The organism is Delftia acidovorans SPH-1 (assembly GCF_000018665.1).
Taxonomy (GTDB): Bacteria; Pseudomonadota; Gammaproteobacteria; order Burkholderiales; family Burkholderiaceae_C; genus Comamonas; species Comamonas acidovorans.
On the sequence record NC_010002.1, the window covers coordinates 5,115,333 to 5,133,946 of the forward strand.

22 protein-coding genes and 1 tRNA gene are annotated in these 18,614 nt (G+C 62.1%); 11 read left to right on the forward strand and 12 right to left on the reverse strand.

Features of this window, described 5'->3' with window-relative positions; genetic code table 11:
- Positions 1 to 5 precede the first annotated feature (5 nt).
- The 3 genes from fdxA to DACI_RS23450 all read left to right on the forward strand — a co-directional run bounded on the left by fdxA (position 6) and on the right by DACI_RS23450 (position 1,761).
- Positions 6 to 335: a ferredoxin FdxA gene (fdxA, locus tag DACI_RS23440; RefSeq protein ID WP_012206456.1), complete on the forward strand. Its 330-nt coding sequence runs from the start codon at positions 6 to 8 to the stop codon at positions 333 to 335.
- A gap of 13 nt (positions 336 to 348) precedes the next feature.
- Complete coding sequence (locus DACI_RS23445) at positions 349 to 1,401, forward strand: NAD(P)/FAD-dependent oxidoreductase (protein WP_012206457.1); 1,053 nt, start codon at positions 349 to 351, stop codon at positions 1,399 to 1,401.
- Positions 1,402 to 1,488: 87 nt separating this feature from the next.
- Positions 1,489 to 1,761: a hypothetical protein gene (locus tag DACI_RS23450; RefSeq protein WP_224986237.1), complete on the forward strand. Its 273-nt coding sequence runs from the start codon at positions 1,489 to 1,491 to the stop codon at positions 1,759 to 1,761.
- A 45-nt stretch (positions 1,762 to 1,806) separates the two neighbouring features.
- Here DACI_RS23450 and asd read toward each other — a convergent pair whose 3' ends face one another.
- Positions 1,807 to 2,661 carry an archaetidylserine decarboxylase gene (gene asd / locus DACI_RS23455; RefSeq protein ID WP_012206459.1) on the reverse strand — a complete coding sequence of 285 codons (855 nt, stop codon included), beginning with the start codon at positions 2,659 to 2,661 and terminating at the stop codon, positions 1,807 to 1,809.
- A 450-nt stretch (positions 2,662 to 3,111) separates the two neighbouring features.
- Here asd and infA point away from each other — a divergent pair, with 450 nt between their 5' ends.
- The 5 genes from infA (at position 3,112) to DACI_RS31640 (ending at position 5,470) form a co-directional block, all read left to right on the forward strand.
- Positions 3,112 to 3,360, forward strand: a complete 249-nt coding sequence (gene infA, locus DACI_RS23460) for a translation initiation factor IF-1 (protein WP_012206460.1) — start codon at positions 3,112 to 3,114, stop codon at positions 3,358 to 3,360.
- Between the two features lie 60 nt (positions 3,361 to 3,420).
- Positions 3,421 to 3,497, forward strand: a tRNA-Pro gene (locus DACI_RS23465).
- A gap of 373 nt (positions 3,498 to 3,870) precedes the next feature.
- Positions 3,871 to 4,230: a helix-turn-helix domain-containing protein gene (locus DACI_RS23470; protein ID WP_012206461.1), complete on the forward strand. Its 360-nt coding sequence runs from the start codon at positions 3,871 to 3,873 to the stop codon at positions 4,228 to 4,230.
- Between the two features lie 49 nt (positions 4,231 to 4,279).
- Entirely contained in the window at positions 4,280 to 4,843 is a 564-nt protein-coding gene (locus DACI_RS23475) for an ImmA/IrrE family metallo-endopeptidase (RefSeq protein ID WP_225970988.1), read from the forward strand.
- Positions 4,844 to 5,245: 402 nt separating this feature from the next.
- Positions 5,246 to 5,470, forward strand: coding sequence for a DUF2188 domain-containing protein (locus DACI_RS31640; protein WP_012206463.1), 225 nt, complete (start codon positions 5,246 to 5,248; stop codon positions 5,468 to 5,470).
- 226 nt (positions 5,471 to 5,696) lie between these two features.
- On the opposite strand, the gene DACI_RS23480 is transcribed toward DACI_RS31640, so the two are convergent.
- Positions 5,697 to 6,395, reverse strand: a complete 699-nt coding sequence (locus DACI_RS23480; RefSeq protein ID WP_012206464.1) for an SOS response-associated peptidase — start codon at positions 6,393 to 6,395, stop codon at positions 5,697 to 5,699.
- 53 nt (positions 6,396 to 6,448) lie between these two features.
- On the opposite strand from DACI_RS23480, the gene DACI_RS23485 reads away from it, so the two are divergent.
- Genes DACI_RS23485 through DACI_RS23495 form a run of 3 tightly spaced genes read left to right on the forward strand, consistent with a single transcriptional unit; the run spans position 6,449 to position 7,203 of the window.
- The gene (locus DACI_RS23485; RefSeq protein ID WP_012206465.1) at positions 6,449 to 6,727 is read left to right on the forward strand and encodes a hypothetical protein; all 279 of its coding nucleotides are present in this window, start codon (positions 6,449 to 6,451) and stop codon (positions 6,725 to 6,727) included.
- A gap of 11 nt (positions 6,728 to 6,738) precedes the next feature.
- Positions 6,739 to 6,945, forward strand: a complete 207-nt coding sequence (locus DACI_RS23490) for a hypothetical protein (RefSeq protein WP_225970989.1) — start codon at positions 6,739 to 6,741, stop codon at positions 6,943 to 6,945.
- A 9-nt stretch (positions 6,946 to 6,954) separates the two neighbouring features.
- Positions 6,955 to 7,203, forward strand: a complete 249-nt coding sequence (locus tag DACI_RS23495) for a hypothetical protein (RefSeq protein WP_012206467.1) — start codon at positions 6,955 to 6,957, stop codon at positions 7,201 to 7,203.
- Positions 7,204 to 7,484: 281 nt separating this feature from the next.
- On the opposite strand, the gene DACI_RS31645 is transcribed toward DACI_RS23495, so the two are convergent.
- The 10 genes from DACI_RS31645 to DACI_RS23545 form a co-directional block, all read right to left on the reverse strand.
- The gene (locus DACI_RS31645) at positions 7,485 to 8,147 is read right to left on the reverse strand and encodes a hypothetical protein (RefSeq protein ID WP_197968050.1); all 663 of its coding nucleotides are present in this window, start codon (positions 8,145 to 8,147) and stop codon (positions 7,485 to 7,487) included.
- Positions 8,148 to 8,257: 110 nt separating this feature from the next.
- Positions 8,258 to 9,112, reverse strand: coding sequence for a hypothetical protein (locus tag DACI_RS23510; protein WP_043782386.1), 855 nt, complete (start codon positions 9,110 to 9,112; stop codon positions 8,258 to 8,260).
- A 77-nt stretch (positions 9,113 to 9,189) separates the two neighbouring features.
- Positions 9,190 to 9,360 carry a hypothetical protein gene (locus DACI_RS32250; RefSeq protein ID WP_157059699.1) on the reverse strand — a complete coding sequence of 57 codons (171 nt, stop codon included), beginning with the start codon at positions 9,358 to 9,360 and terminating at the stop codon, positions 9,190 to 9,192.
- Positions 9,361 to 9,663: 303 nt separating this feature from the next.
- Positions 9,664 to 10,275, reverse strand: coding sequence for a lysozyme (locus DACI_RS23515; protein ID WP_012206469.1), 612 nt, complete (start codon positions 10,273 to 10,275; stop codon positions 9,664 to 9,666).
- Positions 10,272 to 10,574 (reverse strand): hypothetical protein, encoded by a 303-nt coding sequence (locus DACI_RS23520; protein ID WP_012206470.1) that lies wholly within the window; start codon positions 10,572 to 10,574, stop codon positions 10,272 to 10,274. The genes DACI_RS23515 and DACI_RS23520 overlap by 4 nt, the downstream gene beginning before the upstream one ends.
- An 8-nt stretch (positions 10,575 to 10,582) precedes the next feature.
- Positions 10,583 to 11,017: a hypothetical protein gene (locus tag DACI_RS32655; protein WP_012206471.1), complete on the reverse strand. Its 435-nt coding sequence runs from the start codon at positions 11,015 to 11,017 to the stop codon at positions 10,583 to 10,585.
- Between the two features lie 5 nt (positions 11,018 to 11,022).
- On the reverse strand, positions 11,023 to 11,823 hold the full coding sequence (locus DACI_RS32850; protein WP_012206472.1) for a glycine-rich domain-containing protein: 801 nt from the start codon (positions 11,821 to 11,823) through the stop codon (positions 11,023 to 11,025).
- Entirely contained in the window at positions 11,820 to 12,656 is an 837-nt protein-coding gene (locus DACI_RS23535; RefSeq protein WP_225970990.1) for a hypothetical protein, read from the reverse strand. Before DACI_RS23535 ends, DACI_RS32850 begins: the two co-directional genes overlap by 4 nt.
- 176 nt (positions 12,657 to 12,832) lie before the next feature.
- On the reverse strand, positions 12,833 to 13,783 hold the full coding sequence (locus DACI_RS23540) for a hypothetical protein (RefSeq protein WP_012206474.1): 951 nt from the start codon (positions 13,781 to 13,783) through the stop codon (positions 12,833 to 12,835).
- Complete coding sequence (locus DACI_RS23545) at positions 13,780 to 18,609, reverse strand: tape measure protein (protein WP_012206475.1); 4,830 nt, start codon at positions 18,607 to 18,609, stop codon at positions 13,780 to 13,782. The genes DACI_RS23540 and DACI_RS23545 overlap by 4 nt, the downstream gene beginning before the upstream one ends.
- Between the last annotated feature and the right edge of the window lie 5 nt (positions 18,610 to 18,614).

An 18,614-nucleotide genomic window follows, 5' to 3' on the forward strand; every position in this document is an offset into this window, starting at 1 on the left:
CTCCCATGACTCACGTCGTCACCGAAAACTGCATCAAGTGCAAATACACAGATTGTGTGGATGTCTGCCCCGTGGACTGCTTCCGCGAAGGCCCCAACTTCCTCGTGATCGATCCTGACGAGTGCATCGACTGCGCCGTGTGCATTCCCGAATGCCCGGCCAATGCCATCTTTGCCGAGGAAGACGTCCCCGCCGACCAACTGGCCTTCATCAAGCTCAATGCCGAGCTGTCGCTGGAAAAGGGCTGGAAGAGCATCACCAAGCGCAAGGCCTCGCTGCCCGACGCCGACGACTGGAACGGCAAGCCCGGCAAGCTGGACCAGCTCGAACGCTGAAGCCGCGCAGCCCATGCAAGACACCTCCGGCACGCAACCGATCCAGACCGATGCCCTCGTAATAGGCGCGGGCCCGGCGGGCCTGTTCCAGGTGTTTCAGCTGGGCCTGCAAGGCATTCGCTGCCATGTCGTCGATGCCCTGCCCCATGTGGGCGGGCAGTGCGCGCAGCTGTACGGCGACAAGCCCATCTACGACATTCCCGGCATTCCGGTATGCACGGGCCATGAACTGGTCCAGCTGCTGCAGCGGCAGGTCGCGCCCATGGACGCGCAACTGCACCTTTCCCAGCAGGTCTCCCAGCTGCAGCGCATGGACGATGGCCGCTGGCTGGCGCAGACCACGCACGGCCTTGAACTGCACGCGCGCAGCGTCTTCATTGCGGCTGGCGTGGGTGCCTTTGTGCCCAAGGCGCTGAAGGTGCCCGGCGTGGAGCTGCTGGCTGCAGGCCAGCTTCACTACCATCCTGCCGATCTGGAAATGGTGCGCGGCCAGACCGCCATCGTCCACGGTGGCGACGAAGAGGCCGTGGCCGCAGCCATTGCCTGCGCCGACAGGGCCCAGGCCACCTATCTGCTCTACCGCCGCGACGCCTTCCAGGCTTCGGCCGTACTGCTGGAGCGCCTGCAGGAGCTGCGCGACAGCGGCGCCATCCGCGTGGTGATCGGCCAGATCACGCAACTGCATGCCGATGCAGGCCAACTGCGCGCCGTGCAGTGGATGGATGGCGAAGGCCAGGAGCACGAACTGGCGGCGCAGCAACTGGTCGTCTGCCTGGGCATCTCCCCCCGCCTGGGCCCGGTCGCCGAATGGGGCCTGGCCATGGAGCGCAAGCAGCTGCTGGTGAACCCTGCAACCCAGGCCACCGATGCGCCAGGCATCTATGCGATTGGCGACATCGTCAGCTACCCGGGCAAGCACAAGCTGATCCTGTGCGGCTTCCATGAAGCCACCATGGCGGCCTTTGCCGCCGCCGAGTATCTGCAGGGCGAAAAACCGCTGCTGCAGTACACGACGACCAGCGCACGGCTGCACGCCATCCTCGGCGTTTCCCACCCGCAGGCATGATTCCTCGTGGCCGCCCCCCGGCGGCCCTACAGTTTGGCGCGGCAGTGTCGATAGAGTTGGCAGCGTCCACTCATGCACATCAAGCCTATGGTTGCCACACTCGAAGCCCCTCCCAGCACCGCGATCGCGCCACCGGCCGATCCGCGCAGCTTCACCTTCCAGATGCCGCTGTTTCGCCCCGGCACGCATGTCACGCAAAACGGCAAGGCCGAGAAGGTCAGCCACGTGATACTGCGTCGCCGCGAACTGATGGTCTACCTGGTCGGCCATGAAGACCCCGTCAGGCCTGAACGGCTGAGCATCACGCCTTCGATGTTCACCACACAGCGGCGCCCTGAAGCCCTGAGCTGGATCCTTTGAAAGAAACCGGGCCTGGGCCCGGTTTCATCGATCATCCATCCAGGCTCAGGCCTCGTTGCGCCCTGCCATCTTCTGGCCCAGGCGCACGGGCGCAGCATGCGTCCACTGCCCGTTGAAGCGAAGCCCTGCCGATGCGGGAAACAGCATGACGACGGTGGAGCCCAGCTGGAAGCGCCCCATTTCCTCGCCCTGGCCCAGGACGATGGACTGGTCGTCATAGCGCCAGTCCTGGATGCGTCCGGGACGGGGCGGATTGACGATGCCGTGCCACACCGTTCCCATGCTGCCCACGATGGTGGCGCCCACCAGCACCAGCACCATGGGACCGTGGTCGGTATCGAAAACGCAGACCACGCGCTCGTTGCGCGCAAACAGGCCCGGCACGCCGCGCGCCGTGACCGGGTTGACCGAGAACAGTTCGCCCGGCACATAGATCATGCGCCGCAGCCGGCCGGCACAGGGCATGTGGATGCGGTGGTAGTCGCGCGGGCTCAGGTAAATGGTGGCGAAATGCCCGTTGTCGAACTGCCGCGCCAACTGCGCATCGCCTCCGACCAGCGCCGTGGCGCTGTAGCTGTGTCCCTTGGCCTGGAAGATCTGCTCGCCCTCGATGGCGCCGATCTGGCTGATGGCCCCATCCACCGGACAGACCCAGTCGGCCGAAGCCAGCGGCCGCACACCGGGCTTGAGCGCCCGCGTGAAGAACTCGTTGAAGCTGGCATAGGCCGCAGGATCGGAATCGGCCGCCTCCGACATGTCCACGCCATAGCGTGCAATGAAGCGCCGGATGACTGCCGTGGTCAGGTCGCCAGCACGCGCCTGGGCCAGGCGCCCCATGACGGCAGTCAGCGCCTGCTTGGGCAAAAGATACTGGGAGAGAACGGCAAGTCGATCAGACATCGAGGTTTTGCTATGAAAGTAATAGAAGTTGTGGGCGGATTCTAGCCAACCCACACCCCTCGCCCTCCACTCCTCCCGCCGCTTTCAGCACTTGTCACGCCCGCGTTGAAGCCAAGCGCACGATTTCCGGAGGCCGCGGATGAAACGCAGATGACAAAGGCAGCACCGTTCCAGCAAAAATCCAACCTGTGTTTTGCGTGCGACGGCCGCATTGGGCCGCGCACGCGCGGGAATGCAACGCTGTAGAATTGGGAGGTTTAGCTGTTGCCGGGCTTTGCCTTTGCGACACCATTGTGACCTGGCCTTCCGTTCGGTCTGCGCCTCTTGCGCAGAACATCCACTGCTTTTTCAGCCTCGGCCCACGTACCCCATGTTCTGTGGGCCAGGCAAGGCCTTCGTGGTTCCGACAAGTGAGTGCCGCAACCGACCCAGACCTGAGAGATTGAACACATGGCCAAAGAAGAACTGATTGAAATGCAGGGTTCCGTCACGGAAGTCCTGCCTGACTCTCGCTTTCGTGTGACGCTGGAAAACGGACACCAGCTGATCGCCTACACCGGCGGCAAGATGCGCAAGCACCACATCCGCATCCTGGCTGGCGACAAGGTATCGCTGGAGATGTCGCCCTACGACCTGACCAAGGGCCGCATCACCTTCCGCCACCTGGCCAACCGCGGCCCGGGACCCGGCTCGCGTTGAGCAAAAAATTCGCCCATTGCGGAAATACCCATTTTTTTGACGCTACAATAGCGTTTTAGTCGGAGCGTAGCGCAGCCTGGTAGCGCATCTGCTTTGGGAGCAGAGGGTCGCGAGTTCGAATCCCGCCGCTCCGACCAATGAATCAAGGGGTTAGCTCGAAAGAGCTAACCCCTTTCTTCTAACCAAATTCAGGGTCTTCTAACCAGAAGCCGCAAAAAGACAAAGCCCCCTCGGCGCCATCATCACGGCTGCTTAGGGGGCTTTCGCGCTTCTGGGATCAACATGCGCAACCTGAAGCCGGCCTCGCGCCCTTCAGCACGTTCAGCCACTCAGGAAGCAGGACCCCGTCAACTGCATCTAGGCTAGTCAATACGCACCAAATATGCTGTATAAAAACCCAGCTTCACAAATCTTTTTACAACGCTACACTGCGATCATGTTCACAATCTTGCGAAGCAATCTACAATACTGCTAAGAACCCCGCACCCGCACCCGCACCCAGGAGAAATCATGAAGCTCACACCATTCGGCGAGAAAGTCCGCCACCTACGCATGAGGTACGACTCTTCTTTGAAATCGATGGCAGATGCAATGGGCATCAGCCCTTCTTACCTCAGCGGAATCGAGTACGGGGATCGACGCCTCACTGAGCAACATACCGACCAAGCAGTCAAATTTCTCAGCACCTGGGCCTCGACCGAGGAACTGCAGGGGGTTCGTCAAGCAGCTGAGGCATCACGCGACATAGTGATGGTAAACACGCTTACTCCCGATGCCAGAGGGCTTGTGGCCGCATTCGCTCGCCGCTTGCAAGAGGGCAACCAACCCACTCCGGAGTTGGAGGCATGGATCAAAAATCGCAAGGGCTAAGACGATGACTACTTTCGGTAACAGCACCCACGCGCGGAACCCAAGCGGCATGAAGGTCGCACCGATGAGCTACGCCAAGCTAGAAACGGTCGCGGATGGGCTTCGGCCTCTCCTGCCGAGAATCGTTCGGCAAGGCCGTGCGATTGAGGCAATTGACTGCCTTAAGGTGCTGGAGCAAACGTTGCCGAAGGCTGGATACAACTACATGTATGTATCTGTGGAGGAACTGAACGACTGCGCCGCCTTCACCATCCCAGAGCGCCATGTGGTCGTCCTGCGTGAAGATGTCTATGAAGGACTTTTTGCAGACGATGTCTTCGCTCGCAGCACCGTGATACACGAACTGTCCCATATCGTTTTAGAGCATGCTGTTACCCTGCATCGGGGTGCTGTCCTCGGAGAACACAGGTTTTGTGAGGACTCGGAGTGGCAGGCAAAGGCACTAACCGCAGCGCTCATGATGCCGGCAAGCCTTTGCCAAGAAGCACGCTCTGCCCACGAACTTGCCCAACTTTGCGGCACTAGCACCCAAGCAGCGCGCTATCGCTTAAGCAAGCTTGTGGAGCGCAAAGTGATCGCGCCTAAATTAGAGATTGGACTGTTCGACACTTAAAAGAAAAAGCCCACGAAGTGCTTCCAACACCTCGGGGCTCTGACGATGAAGAGGTTGAGGAAGGGTTCCCTCGACACCCATGCACCGGTCTTGCAGGACGGCTGGAATTTTATCTAGCAGTGGCGCATAGGGCAAGTAAAACCCTTCGGTCTCTCGCATAGGAGGACAGCAATGTCAGCCAACCGCTTGAAGAGCGTCTATGTCAGCGCCTACCATCGCTTCCGCAAGGGGCAATGGGAGTGGGTGTGCCAACACTGGCGCTCCCATCCTGGGCAGCTACCGCTGTTCATGTAGGGCGTTTAGGCCCATGCGCCCGGCCTTGCCGGTGCCAGCGCCGAAGTGCGCTGGAGGGTGGCTGAAATGGTTTAGCCACCCATCATCAACTTTCCAGTGGAGGCCCAAATGGCCAAATCTCATCATGTTGTTCCCAACAAATCCGGCGGCTGGGATGTGAAGGCTGGCGGCGCACAACGTGCCAGCGTACACACATCAACCAAGCAGGAGGCTGTGGATATAGGCCGCACCATCAGCCGGAACCAAGGTAGTGAATTTTACATTCACAACAAAAATGGCCAGATCGCTCAGAAAGACAGCCACGGCAGCGATCCTCGATCCATCAAAGGCTGATCGCGGAGGTCGCGAGCCTGAATCTCGTGGCTCCGACCACAGAATCAAGGGGTTAGCTCGAAGGGCTAGCCCCTTTCTTCTAACCAAATTCATAGCCTTCTAACCAGAAGTCTCAAAAAGACAAAGCCCCCTCGGCACCTTCACAGATGTCGAGGGGGCTTTTTTGCGCTTGGGGGCCTACATCCACCCTGGGAGAAATCAACATCGCCAAGGGCCTGCCGTCGCCCTACCCCTCAGCCTTCAGCGCCGCCAACTGCTCGTCGGGCAGCAGGGCCTCCTCCTCCGGTCTCTCGGCCCCGCTGACCAGCACACCCAGCGGCGGCAGCTTGATGAGCGCATCCGCCTGTTTCGGTTTGCCATTCAGCCAGGCATCCCAATCGCCTGGCTCCAGCATCACCACGCCGCGCTTTTCCTTTTCGGTTCTGTGCATCAGGGCCAAGACAGGGTGCCCGTCCGCCGGCTGCGTGATCATCGTGTAGTTCGGCACAAGCTCGCCAGTCTCGGGGTCAGTCCATTCGCTGTACAGCCCGGCCAGGGCCGCAGGTGAGCCGTCCGCGCGCCGGAACGACCACCACACATTGCGCGATCCGAGGCCCCAGTACGGCTCCACCCACGACTCCACGGGAATCAGGCAGCGCTGGCCCGCGCGCCAGGCAGGCGCGAATGTCCACGACTTGGCCAGCATCTCGCGCCGCGCGTTGTTCGTGCTCATCGGCTTGCCGCCAGCCGTCATGGGCCGGCGCGTCTTCGAACTGCGCGGGATCATGCCCCACTGCCCTACATCAATCTCGCCACCGGGCTTGATGTACGGCCCCAGGGCCAGTGGTGTGACGTGCGGCTTCCACCATGGCAGTGGCGCCTGCCGGCCGACCCTCCACATGCGCTCAACTTCGATCTCACGCGGGGTGTTATATCGATTGCACATAAGTGGATGCTAACTTTTCTCGCTCTGCCATATAACTGTATATTTATACAGTCATGAAAGTCAAAGTCACCATCCTCAGGGAAGCCGGCGCGCGCAGCTATCACCGCGGACCACAGCAAGAGGTCAGGGGCGAACTGGACCTGCTGCATGCACCCGTGCCTGGCGAGAAGCGGACCGTTCCCGTGCTGCGCATCCTCGGAGACGACGGCAAGAACCAACTGTTCGAGCCGCGGCTGATCTACGCGTGCGCGGGCAAGATGAAGTTCAGCGGTTTGGAGCACTGTGACCGCGCATGGCACGCGCAGGAGTGGTCCTGCGAGTTCGACTACTGATGGAGTTCGGCATGCTCAAGTACGAAGAATTTCCGACGCTGCTCACCTACCCGAAATGGCTGGATTGGCCAACACAGCAGGTGCTGCCAGGGCTGCCTGAGGACTATCGCATCGAGCAAATCCACAGCGATTGGTTCGTCGTCTGGGGCCCGGGAGATGACCGCGTGTACAGCGGCTGTGGCCCGGTCTCCGTTGACCGGTCGCCGGCCCCCTTCTGAAAGCTCACCATGCAAAACCACAACCAGATCGAACGCGGCGTAATCGCCAAAGTGCGTGGCGAAGAGATGTCCGCAGCACAGCGCCTGCTGCCTGTCGCTGGACGGGAGCAACCCCAGCAGATCACCTGCGAGATCAACACCCTGCTTGCCGGGCGCGTGCGCATCACATTCGAGCTGCAGATGTATGGCCACGGGCGCCACCGCTTCTGGCATTGGGTCGGCAAGGGAGCGGTGCAACTGGAGCAGCTCGCTGGCTGAGCATCATGGACTCGTTGTCCTGGGGCGGCGCGCCCACGACGCCCGGCTGGTATGCGGTCATAGTGGACTATGGGCACCTACCCTTCCCTTCTGCACGGCGCTGGACCGGGGAGCTCTGGGACGATGAGCGCGGCATTCTTGCCTTCGACGGGCCGCATGACACGGCCGAGGCAGCGCTAGACTGGGCTATGGAGCGATGCCCGGAGGAGTGAGCACAACCCGGGCCGAGATGGTGGCAATCGACGGAACGGTTGGGTCGATAGCGCCCGTAAATCCTTCGCTTACCGTAAGAAGCCCGGGATGAGGTTAGGCATGCGCTTGCCCTCGAGCCATTGCGCATAAGTTATCGATGTTTCCCAAGCTTTCTCCGGTGACATAATGCCGATTGGGACATGGCTCTCTAAGCGCTCGTATGCCTCTAGAGCCTGCTTATCTTCCGCCCCGAACGCCAATCGCACTTTGCGTGGTGCATCAGCAAACGCATGCTCATCAGCAACGAAGACAGTTTTTTCCTCGCCTGTATCGACAAAGGATACATCCCGGATGTTTGTGCCATCCGTCCAAACAGCATGCCGCTCGCCTTCAATGTAACGCGGAGGTGTATACCATATACGGTATCCGCAAAGCATTCTTCCACCATTCGTCTTGATGTATTCCAAAACGTTTGAGTCACAGCAACTCTGTCGGCTCCACAACTCAGGCTGACATTCCAAAAAAATCGGATCTTTCCCGCCGATTTTTTGGGCGAAAATTTTGACATTTTCATCAATAGATGATGGAGTCGTCAATCCATTAAAAGCATCATTCAAACGTCCTGCTTTGTTTTTTAGCCTGATGATCTCATTGAGATCAGGGATCGATCCAGCCTTCAATTTTACCTCTGGCCTAATCTTTGCTTGATCAATGCGATCTTGCCTACTTCCGCGTCTCTTTGCCTCGCCCACTTTCAACTCCTTCTACAGAATCTCTAACAGATTTCAAGACTATAGCTGAAGTCAGAAGGTGGAGGACTAGAGATAGCACTTTGTTCTCTTCAGGACATTGAATGATTGATCTAAAGCCAGCCAAACCCCTTTGCCATCAGTCCCATGATCGCTGCGATTGCGGCGCCTCCTGCAATGTACATCTCAGCCTTTGTAGGGGTGTGGGTCAGACGCTCTTCCAACTTAGCGATGTCTGGCTTCATTGCTGAATGCTTCAGGAACTCCTCCATTCGAGTCAGAGTGTTCTTGATGGCAGCGATGTCTCCAGCTACCGAGTCCATCTTGTCCTCCAATTTCTGAACACGGCGAGGGAGGTCAGACCCGCCGCCGCTCGATGGCTGGGCGCCAAGCGCCGGTGGCGGTGGCGGCGGCCCACCGCTAGATGCTCTTGGCGCGATTTCTCGCACTAGGGCAGCGATGTCGTTCATCAACGTCAAGTAGGCGGGCGCAACAAGACTGGCGTGGGCGGGGTCATTTATCAGCTGGCTCTGGGTAGCCCTTGCAGTCTTCACCTTCCCGGCCAAGCCTTTTAGCTGTTGAGGTTGCGAACCTTCCGGCTGCTCGTCTACTAGATCAATGATCCTCTGCAATTCCGGAGCGTACAAGTCCAACGACCTAGCAACTCGGAGAATAAGTTTGCGCAACACATTTGCATAAATGTCGACAACCTCATCTAGCTCCTGCCGGGGCACACCGATGGATGTGCCACGACTTCTAGCCTCTGACATTTGACCTTGGATGATCTCCTGAAGCATTGAAGCTTCCTTGAAAAGAAGCTGAGCTCGCTTGTCATCAACGCTGTCCGCATCAACCTCTTTCCCCCATCGGATGAGAAGGGCTCGGTAATTGGCCACGTTCTGGGCAAAGCTCTCAGTGGAGACTTGCTCAAGCGTCTCTTTCGACAGGTACTCGCTCGCCGCAGTCATTCCATCTCCGTACTTAGGTAATTTGGTGATCGTAGCGCACCGAGTTCAACGCGACGCCTTAGGCCATGCATTCCGCATCAGCGCGGCGTCAGCGGCGTGGCCATCAGCCGCTCGCGCGACGTCTGCACCGCGCTCTGCCATGCGTCCACCTCGGTCTGCCAGCTCTTGGAGTACGGCTGTGCAGGTTGAGGCGTACTGAGCGAGGGCGGGCTGGGCAGCTCCAGCGATGCGCTCTGGGAGGCCTGCAAAGTCGCCCCGCATGCCTGCAGTAGCATTGCGCAGCTCGCGCAGGCTACGGTCAAGATCCTGCTGTGCGGCCGCGTTGCGCTGGCCTGTTGCTTGAAATGTTGCGAGTGCATCGGTCAGTCCTTTCTGGAATCCAGCCATGTCGCGAACAGCCTGCCTTGTGCTCTCCAATTCGGTGCTGGTCTGTTGGTGCCGCAGCTGCTCCAGCTGCAGGCCGTAGCGCTGGCCCTGGGTCCACCAGGCGCCGCCAGCACCGATGGCAAGGGCCGCAATGGCGGCAGTCAAGTGAGTTGAGAGAGGACTGATCATTGCGAAGCCCTCGCCAACAGGCCAGCACTGAAATGCCCATCCCTACCCCACTGCGCGCACAGCTCGCGCGTGGCATCGCGGCGATCAACAAGACCAGGCAGCCGTGTTGGAACGCCGTTGACCGTCCCATAGACCCATCGCGGCATCTGCTCGCATGCCGCATTGAGCTGCCCGGCGTTGGCCAGCCGCATGACCGTGGTGTCAGGTGACAGCGCCGAGGGCACGTTGTAGGCCATGTCGATAAAGCTGGCCTGCACCCACACGTTGTAGGCGTCCCAGTGCCGCAGGGCGCGCCGCGCCAAGCGCTCGGCCTCGCGGTATTTGGGACGCTCCAGGCGCTCGCAGTCCTCGGTCGTGTAGTAGCGCTCCGCCACAACTTCGGGGCCTGTGACGCCCGCGCAGACGGTCAGCGGCTGCCCCTTGCCCAGGCGGTCGATGTAGGGCGTGCCGATGTGCCGTCCGCTGCTTTCGTAGTACAGCCCGATCTCACGGGCCAGCGTCACGGCCGCGCTTGGCCCGGCCTCTTTCGTGGCAACGTAGCCACCGGCCGCAGTGACCGCCAAGCCGGCGGCTGCAGCCAAGAGGCGATTGCGCAGGGCTTCATTCATCGTCCACCCCCGCCAATGGTGAGCGCCTTCCAGAAGGCAAGACCAGCGCTGGCCATCATCACGATGTAAGTGATGGGCTTGGCCACCTTGCCGATCCAGTTGAGCACCTTGAAAGCACCTTGCGCGGCGGCGAAGAACTCCACCATTTCAGCCGTGTTGACACGAACCTTTTCCGTGGCCTCGGTGTTCGCACGCAGCTCTGCTTCAATGCGCGTCATTCGCGCATCGCCCTCATCGAGCCGGGCATTGATGTTGCGCGCCGTGTGAGGGTTGATTGCATTTCCGAAATCGTCTTGCATTGATCCTCCTACAGCGTCACGGCGAGCAAGAAAGCGGCATCGAGCGATTCCGACGTACCGCCCAGCTGCGCCCACAAGGCCGACAGAAACGGGTTGTGCCGCTCCCAGGTGTCGGCCTCGTACTCGATCTGCGCGGCGCGCTTGTCACTCCCCTCGGGCATTGCTGCGATGGCAGCCTCAGCAGCATCGAGCAGGCCCAGCATGAGCAGTGCGAGCTGGCCCTGACGGCGGGTGCATGAGTGCGGCGCCTCGGCAGGATGCTCCGGCTCGGCAGGCGCAGGCGGCGGAGGTGAGTAGCCCGCTGCAGTCCAGGCCCAGCCAATGCCCGCGCCGGCTGCAACGGGTTCGATGTGGTCCCACATGTCGCGGATGCCATCGACAAACTCCGCATCAGCAACGATGCAGCGCACAACAACGCCGCCCTTGATAAGTGCGTACTCCATCGTCCTTACTCCCACCAGTAAATACGGCAGAAGCCGGAGCCACCAGCACCACCGCTGTTGGTCACGCCAGACTGCGCACCCGCCCCACCCCCGCCGCCGCCGGAGTTGGCACGCCCTGCCCCTCCAGCGCCGCCGCCGATTGCCCCGCCGTCGCCGCCTCCGTGGCACCCACGACCTGGACGCGCTGATCCCGTGCCGCCGCCACCGCCGCCGCCGCCGAATCCCTCCAGACCGGCACCACCATCGCCACTCCTGACGTTAGCGCCGTTGGCATCGGAACCATAGCCACCGGAGGAGCCATACGAGGCGGAGCCTCCAGCCGCCAGACTGGCCGGAGATGTTGTTGCATAGTTTGAGAAGTCCTGACCGGGCGCACCAGCGCCGCCGCCGCCGCCCGCACAGATCCGCGAACCACCTCCTCCGCTGGCTCCAGCTCCACCGATATTCGTGGCGCCGTTGCCAAGAGCGCCCGCGCCGCCACCTGCAGCGGTCAGCAGCGATCCGATGCTGGACGGGCTGCCAGCGGTGCCCGACGCGCCGCCGCCGCCAATGGTCACGGTCTGCGCAGTTGTAATCGTCAGCGGCTGGATGCGAACCGCACCACCACCTCCGCCGCCGCCGCCCGCACCGAGGCCTGCGGTCGAGCCACCACCCCCACCACCCCCGCCGACCAACACCACAACACACGGCCCGCCATTGGCCTGCAGGATCGCCGAGGGCGTGAAGGTGCCGGAGGTTGGGAAGTCCTGGTAGCGCAGGCGACCGCCCCCGCCGCCACCACCGAAAAATTCAGAGAAAAAGCTCATGCGGCCTCCATAAATCCATCTGTCTCATTAACCTTGCGGCACACAGCAGAGTCGTTCTGGCTGAGCAGCTGCATCACCCCGGGCGTGCGTCCCTTGACCTTGTTCGTCAGCCAATCCACATACGCCGTCGCAATGCCACGCGACATGCCGAAGCCGATTGCCTGGCCAGCGCTGAAATTTGTGGGGATGGTGAGCGTGATGCCTGCAGTGGCCAGCACGTAATAAACCCCCGGCACAGCCGTAGCGGATGCAGTCAGAACCTGCGTTGTCATGGAGTCAGCAGCGCCAGGTGCAGCGACACCGATCACCCAGTCCGCCTTTGCCGAACTTCCGGCGTACATATCCACGCCGATTACCAGGGCGCCCGTGCTCAGGTTGTAGCTCTGCACGTAGCCGCTCATCGATGTGGCCGGGTCACTGGTGGACGTGGCCACGACATACATGCCAGTCACAAACGAGCGGCTCGCTTCAATCGTGAAGCTCTTTGCCCCGGCGCCTGGCGTCACGCTCGTCGTGCTGCTGCCCTTGATCTGCTGGGTCGCAAACACTGCCGCCTGGTCACGGAAGCCTTGCGCCGCGTCGCGCGCAGCCTCCGCCCCGGTCTTCGCGGTATTCGCTGCCGTGGCAAACCCCGCAGCCCCCGTGGCACTGCCAGCTGCTGCCGTCGCAGAGCCAGAAGCTGACGTTGCCGAGCCTGCAGCATTGCCTTCCGACGTGGATGCAGCAGTTGCAGAGCCGGCCGAAGCCGCAGCGCTAGCGGCTGCTTCGCCGGCCTTTGCCACGGAGGTGCCCGCAGCGGCTTGGGCTTGGTCGCGAAGATCTGTCGATGCCATTGCCCACTCGTACGAGGCAGTCGCGTTAATCTCGCTGGACCTGCCGATCTCCCAAATGCGCAGCGACACAGAGGGCATTGCAGTGCCATATGCGTAAGCTTCCTGGTTGAAAGCAGCGCTACCCAGCGCTGGATATATCGGCACTGTCGGAGCCGCTGGGGTTGGAACAATAGACGTCATACGTTTCCTTTGATTTGCAGATCGACCTGCGCCGATGTCCAATCTGTCGAGCGCACAGCGCCCGTTACCTTGCCAACGGTGGCCAGGTGCCCATAGCGAGGCAGCTGGTCAACCTCGATTGCGACTGCTTTGCCCAGGATCTGGTCCAGCAGCGCCTTGGCCGCCGGCGCCTGGTCCGCGTCGATGACGCAGCTCAAATTGATGTTGGTGGCCTTGCGCCCCTCGACCTCGGTGTAGGTGCCGTCCTTGCGCTCATCGAGGTAGGAGTAATCGCGAGTGCTGGCCTCGACGCCAAACTGCGTGCCCCCCATGTCCGCACGGCCCGGGAACAGCAGTCGCTTCCAATTGCCGACGCTGATGTAGCCCACGGCAGCGATAGCTTCCGCACTGCTGCGTGAGACCGTGATGCTTATCTCCAGATCTGGATGAATGGGCAGATCCTTGAGCGTGAAATACGTACCCCGCTGCAGATCGCCGAAGAGGTATTCCCACTCACCGAAGGCCTGCTGCCACAGCTCCACATGGACCGGCTCGATCAGGTCCTCACCCGCGGCCCGCACAGTGATGTCGAGCGTGTCAGCCTCCAGCCCATAGATCGCAAGGCCGTTGATGAAACCGGGCTTGAGAACGAACGTGAAAGAGCCAGGCCGGCGGGTTTTCGTGAAAAGGTATTTGTCGAAAGGCGCCATGCGATTACTCGGCGCGCCCTCGTCGCGTTCCCAAAGCCCGGCGGCATTGGTTGTGCCCGGCTCGTAGGTGTTTGCCGGCGAACCAGACACAGCCCCCACACACTCGTAGGTTGACCCCTTCCAGACTCGGCGGACGCCGACAGCGGCATCCACCCCGCTGGCCCAGGCCTGCTCGCCCATGACCGTGTCCACTTCCGGGACGGTAGTGCCGGGGCCGAACATCTCGGCCACGATGGTTTTTGGCAGAAGAATGTTCATGCCGTCACCTTCCCTGCCGCAGGTGCGCTCACGCGCAGGCGCTGGCCACCACCACTGACCTGGTCAAACTGCTCGACCAGTTGCGGTGCACCGGCCGTGTTCCGCGCCGTCTGGGCGGATGACTGCCGCAGCTCCGACAGCTCAGCGCGCATGGCCCTGATCTCTGCCAGCAGCGCCTGTGTCAGCTCATCGCTGCCTGGGCCGGTGGCGGCATACACGCCAAGCCTGCCGCCGACATTGGCCAAAGGCAGGATGCCTTCCGGCCCAGCCTCACCCATCAGGCCCATGTCAAAAACGGTGGGCCGCGATACCACGCCGCTGGAAAAAGCTGCCCCTGTGGCAAACACTGGCCCCTTCCAGTCATCCCCGCGAATCAGCTTGTGCCAATACACCTCGTCCGGCGTCAAGTGCGCCACGCTGCCGTCCGGATAGGTCAGCGTGCCCGCATCAGGATCGAAGACTGGCGTGCCTACGGTACTGGGGCCACCCCCGCCCAATTGAGCGCCACCGCTGCCACCACCGCCAGCAGCCGGCTGATCGGGCTTGGCCGGATTCAAGAAAGCCATGAGCTTGTTGAAATGCTCGTCCACCGTGCCAGTGAGCGCCGCAGTGCCGTTGACCAGGTCATCAGCTCGCTTGGCCAGCGTATCCAGGGATTCGAGCTGGGACTGCAGCGCCTTGAGCGAGCGCTCCTCCACGCTCAACTGGATCTCGCCCAGGTCACCCAGCTCGGAGAACTTGCCAGCCCACACCAGCGCATCGCGGCGGCGCTCGAAGTCCGTGGCATACACGCCCGACGCCAGGCCAGCACGGGTGGCTTGCACGGCCCCGCCGATGTCGGTGTATTCGGAGAGCTTGCGCCCCGCCCTCACCCCATCCAGAGCCTGCTCGATGTAGACCATCCCGCGGACTGCCGCGAGCTGGGCCGTTGAATCGACGGTGCCATACAGCTCCTGAGCAGCGCCCTTGAGAACGTCCACCGACGAGGCGATGGCGTTGATGGTCTCCTGGACCACGGATACGCGCTGCTGCAGTTCCTCCCGGTCGCGGTCCACCGCACGCCGGAACATGTCATAGGCAGCAGACTGCGCGGCCTTCTCGTCCTCGATGGCCCATATGCGCTCCTGCAGCGCCCGATTGCTGGGGTCCAGCGCAGCCAGCTCGCGCTTGCGCAGCTCGGCAGTGTTGCCCTGCAGTTCCAGCAGTCTGCGCTCCAGATCCGTGCGCTGGTCCAGGCGCGCGATCTCCTCGCGCAGGGCCTGGTTGTAGTCCCATGCAGCCTTCTCCGCTTCGCTCATGCCTTCGGTGGCCAGCTTGCGCAGGGCCTCGCGGTACTTGTCGGTTTGACCCGTGGCGCGCAGATACTCGGCTTCCAACTGCCGGCGCTCATTCTTGAGCGTGTCCAGCACCTGGCCAGCGGCATCGGCCACGGCGCCGAATTCCTTGGCCAGCGGGATGAGCTTGGCCAGAAGCTCCACGTCGCCGGCCGCCATGGCGTCCTCGATGAGCTTGCGAAACTTGGCCTTGGCGTCCTGGCCCATGCGGGGATCGATGTCGATCTTGAGATCCTTCAGCGCCTTGTCCACGGCCTTGGCCGCGTTCTCGATGCGCTCGCGCTCACTGTAGAAGCTGGTGTAGAACGCATCCATGCCCGCGATCAGGTCCTGGATGCCGCCCGCGCTCTTGATGAGCTTGGCAATGGCTTCGTCACCCAGCTTGCCGAAATTGGTGATGTTGCGGGTCCAGCCCTCAATGGCCGCGCCCGTCAGCTCCACGGTCTGCATAGCAGCGTTGAAGCTCTCCAGCGTGATGTCTTCGCCCATGTCATCGAAGACATTGCGCATCCAGCTGGGGATATCAGCCTTTTTCAACTGCTCGATCAGGGCACCGCCCATGTCCGCAATGAACTGGGCATAGGCCTTGGTGGGGTCCGTGCCAAGCGCGCCATCGCGCTTGGTGTAGCTGCTCAGGACCTCGCCGGTCACCTTGTCGATCAGCTTGAAGTAGCCGTAGGAATCCTCGTCGTCGTACTTGGGATTCGACGCAAAGCCCGCGACGATATCGATCTGCTTGGCGCTGTCACCGGCATATCGCGCGAGACGCTTGTAGACATCGGACAGCGAATCCACGGTCTTGCCAAGTTGCTTCTCAAGATCAGCGTTATGGCGCTTGGTCAGGTCGTCATACCAGTCACCGCCCGCACGATCGAACAGCATCTCGGCGGCCTTGTCATTGCCCGCGCCCGTGGTGCTGTAGGCCGCGCCAACGTGGTTGGCACCGCGCGAACCAAATAATCCGCCCTTGAGCAGCGAGAAAATGGCGATGGCACCCGCAATCCAGGGCATCGCAGCGCCGATGCCAGACATCAGCGAGCCGAAGCTGCTGCCGACACCGGCCCAGCTGCCATTGCCTGCGATCAAGGCACCGAGGGCATCACCGCCAACCATGCCAACGGCATTGGCACCAGCAAGGCTGGCAGCCGAGGCGCCCGGCAGGAAGCCCCACATTGCCTGGGCACCTGCACCCAGCGCGCCGAGGTTGTTGAGCATGCCCATGCCTGCACCACCACTCTGGCCAGCAGCAGCGGGTGCGCCAAACAAACTGCCCAGGGCACCGCCAGCGATCTGGACCGTGGCCTGGATCAACGGCTTGAACACCAGCGTGCGCGCCAGATTCTTCAGGTATTGACCGAATGATTGACCGCCCTGCATCAACTGGTCAGCCAGGCTCTGCCCGATCTGGTCCACACCCTTCTGCCACTCCGAGGTGCTGGCCTTTGCCGCGTCGGCTGAGGCTTCGCGCGAAGCCTTCACCGAGGTCAGACCCAGGCGCTCGCGCAGCAGCTCGATTTCCTGCTGGAGCAGCGCGTGCTCCATGGTCATGGTGCCGGTGAGCGCAGCCGAGCGCTCCATCTCGGCCAGCTGCTGCTCCTTGCTCAGGATGATGGCCATCTGCCGCTGCTCGATGACCACGCGCTGCTGCTCGGCGCTCAGGCCGATCAGCTCGATCTCGTCGCGCAGCGCCTGGTTGCTGGCCGTCAGCTCCTCGACTGTCTTGCCCTGTGTGGTCATCCACTCCTGGCGGTACTTGCGTTCCTCCTCGGCCAGCTTCAGGGCCTTCTGCCGGGCCTCGTTTTCCTTCTCCAGCGTCTTGAGGGTCTTGAGCTTGGCTTCGATGTTGGCGCGCTCTCCAGCATTGAGCCCCTTGAGCGAGCCCAGCAGGTCCTGCGAATACTTGATGCGCAGCTTGTCGGCCTCGCCCAGCTTCTCCCCGCCGGAGATCTCCAGGCGCTGGGCTGCAATCTTTTCCTCGATGGAATCGACCAGGTTGCCATAGGCCGTGTGCAGCTGCTTGGCCGAGCTGGCACGGGCCTTGGCCGACTCGTCTTCCTTGTAATTTTCCTTGGCCAGCTTGCTGACCAGCTCGACATAGGCAGCCTCTGTGATGCGGCCGGCCTGGCGCAGCTCGTTAAGCTTTTGCAGCTGCGGCAGGTAGTCCTTGTTGACGCCGTAGAGCTTCTGGCGGATCTCCAGCAGAGCCTGCTCGGCGTCCGCATCTTCCTGGGCCTTCTTCGCAGCAGCCTCTGCAGCGGTGGGAGGATTGACGGAGCCACGCCCGCCGCCCGCGCCCTTGCTGCTGGCGTTGAGCATGTCCAGCTCGGCCCGCAGCTTGGCAATCTGGTCCTTGCGTGCCTCGATGGTCTTGGCGATGTTGTCCGCGCCAGCCGTGCGGCCACCCGCCACGGCGCGCGCCATGGCAGCCTCGGAACGCTCGTTCTCGACGCGCAAGGTGGCAATCGCGTCCTCGATGCCCGCAGCCGTCTTGGCGTACATGTTGACCGCCGCCACGCCGGCACCAGCCACCACGCCAACACCCAGCAGCGCAAGCGTCACGGGATTCGCGGCCAGCACGGCGGCCAGCGTGACGATGGCCCCCTTGACCACGCCGATGGCCCCGCCCACGGCCACCAGGCCCGCCGCTGCGGCCGCGCCGCCAGCAGCACCCAGGAAGGTCATCACCACGCCCTGGTGGTTCTCGACCATCTTGCCGAGCCCATCGATGGCGTCCGTGACCAGGCGCACGCCCCCGGCAGCCTTCTCCGAAAAACCCGTGCTCTCGTTGATGGTGCGGAATAGTTCGTCCCAGGAGTCACCCAGGGCAGCAATGGCGCCGTCCAGGGTCTTGGCACGCTGCTCCATGGCGCCGCCGAAGGCGGTGTTGCCGATGTTCTCCAGGTAGTCGGTGATGTCCTTGGCCGAGTTCTTCACCCGGGTCGTGACGCCCTGGAAGGTGAACGCCACCATGTCGCCCTGCTTGGACGCCTTGATGCCGAATTCCTTCAGGCGCTCGAATTCGCCCGTGGCCGCATCCGCCACGGCCTCGATCATCTGCATGAGGCTCTTGCCCATGCCAGCGGCCGTATTGCCGAAGCTGGTGAGCTTGGCCTGGGTGGGATCAAGGCCCAAGGCCTTCATCTTCACGAAAGCCTCGGTGGCCTGGGCCAGCCCATAGGGCGTGTCCTTGGCAAAGGTCTTGATCCAGGCCATCTCCCGGCCAGCCGCCTGGGCACTGCCCGTGACCGTGACCAGCGAGCTGTTGAGCACGTCGAATTCGCGCTGCACCGATACCAGCTTGCCGACGAACGCCGTGACGGACACGCCGGCAAAAACGCCACCGAGCAGCGTGCCCAGGCGCCCGAGCGAGCCGGCCATGCCATCGACCATGCCCGTGACGGTGCGCTTGGACTTCTCGACCTCGGCCTGCAGCTGCGAGCTGTCGCCCGTGATCAGGAACCGCAGGTAGTTGATGTTGCCGGAGCCGATCATGCAGC

What these genes read in the sequence shown, in the direction of transcription:
- fdxA (WP_012206456.1), top strand. Translation starts at nt 6, where the DNA reads ATGACTCACGTCGTCACCGAAAACTGCATCAAGTGCAAATACACAGAT.
- DACI_RS23445 (WP_012206457.1), top strand. Translation starts at nt 349, where the DNA reads ATGCAAGACACCTCCGGCACGCAACCGATCCAGACCGATGCCCTCGTA.
- DACI_RS23450 (WP_224986237.1), top strand. Translation starts at nt 1,489, where the DNA reads ATGGTTGCCACACTCGAAGCCCCTCCCAGCACCGCGATCGCGCCACCG.
- asd (WP_012206459.1), bottom strand. Translation starts at nt 2,661, where the DNA reads ATGTCTGATCGACTTGCCGTTCTCTCCCAGTATCTTTTGCCCAAGCAG.
- infA (WP_012206460.1), top strand. Translation starts at nt 3,112, where the DNA reads ATGGCCAAAGAAGAACTGATTGAAATGCAGGGTTCCGTCACGGAAGTC.
- DACI_RS23470 (WP_012206461.1), top strand. Translation starts at nt 3,871, where the DNA reads ATGAAGCTCACACCATTCGGCGAGAAAGTCCGCCACCTACGCATGAGG.
- DACI_RS23475 (WP_225970988.1), top strand. Translation starts at nt 4,280, where the DNA reads ATGAAGGTCGCACCGATGAGCTACGCCAAGCTAGAAACGGTCGCGGAT.
- DACI_RS31640 (WP_012206463.1), top strand. Translation starts at nt 5,246, where the DNA reads ATGGCCAAATCTCATCATGTTGTTCCCAACAAATCCGGCGGCTGGGAT.
- DACI_RS23480 (WP_012206464.1), bottom strand. Translation starts at nt 6,395, where the DNA reads ATGTGCAATCGATATAACACCCCGCGTGAGATCGAAGTTGAGCGCATG.
- DACI_RS23485 (WP_012206465.1), top strand. Translation starts at nt 6,449, where the DNA reads ATGAAAGTCAAAGTCACCATCCTCAGGGAAGCCGGCGCGCGCAGCTAT.
- DACI_RS23490 (WP_225970989.1), top strand. Translation starts at nt 6,739, where the DNA reads ATGCTCAAGTACGAAGAATTTCCGACGCTGCTCACCTACCCGAAATGG.
- DACI_RS23495 (WP_012206467.1), top strand. Translation starts at nt 6,955, where the DNA reads ATGCAAAACCACAACCAGATCGAACGCGGCGTAATCGCCAAAGTGCGT.
- DACI_RS23510 (WP_043782386.1), bottom strand. Translation starts at nt 9,112, where the DNA reads ATGACTGCGGCGAGCGAGTACCTGTCGAAAGAGACGCTTGAGCAAGTC.
- DACI_RS23515 (WP_012206469.1), bottom strand. Translation starts at nt 10,275, where the DNA reads ATGAATGAAGCCCTGCGCAATCGCCTCTTGGCTGCAGCCGCCGGCTTG.
- DACI_RS23520 (WP_012206470.1), bottom strand. Translation starts at nt 10,574, where the DNA reads ATGCAAGACGATTTCGGAAATGCAATCAACCCTCACACGGCGCGCAAC.
- DACI_RS32655 (WP_012206471.1), bottom strand. Translation starts at nt 11,017, where the DNA reads ATGGAGTACGCACTTATCAAGGGCGGCGTTGTTGTGCGCTGCATCGTT.
- DACI_RS32850 (WP_012206472.1), bottom strand. Translation starts at nt 11,823, where the DNA reads ATGAGCTTTTTCTCTGAATTTTTCGGTGGTGGCGGCGGGGGCGGTCGC.
- DACI_RS23535 (WP_225970990.1), bottom strand. Translation starts at nt 12,656, where the DNA reads ATGGCATCGACAGATCTTCGCGACCAAGCCCAAGCCGCTGCGGGCACC.
- DACI_RS23540 (WP_012206474.1), bottom strand. Translation starts at nt 13,783, where the DNA reads ATGAACATTCTTCTGCCAAAAACCATCGTGGCCGAGATGTTCGGCCCC.
- DACI_RS23545 (WP_012206475.1), bottom strand. Translation starts at nt 18,609, where the DNA reads ATGATCGGCTCCGGCAACATCAACTACCTGCGGTTCCTGATCACGGGC.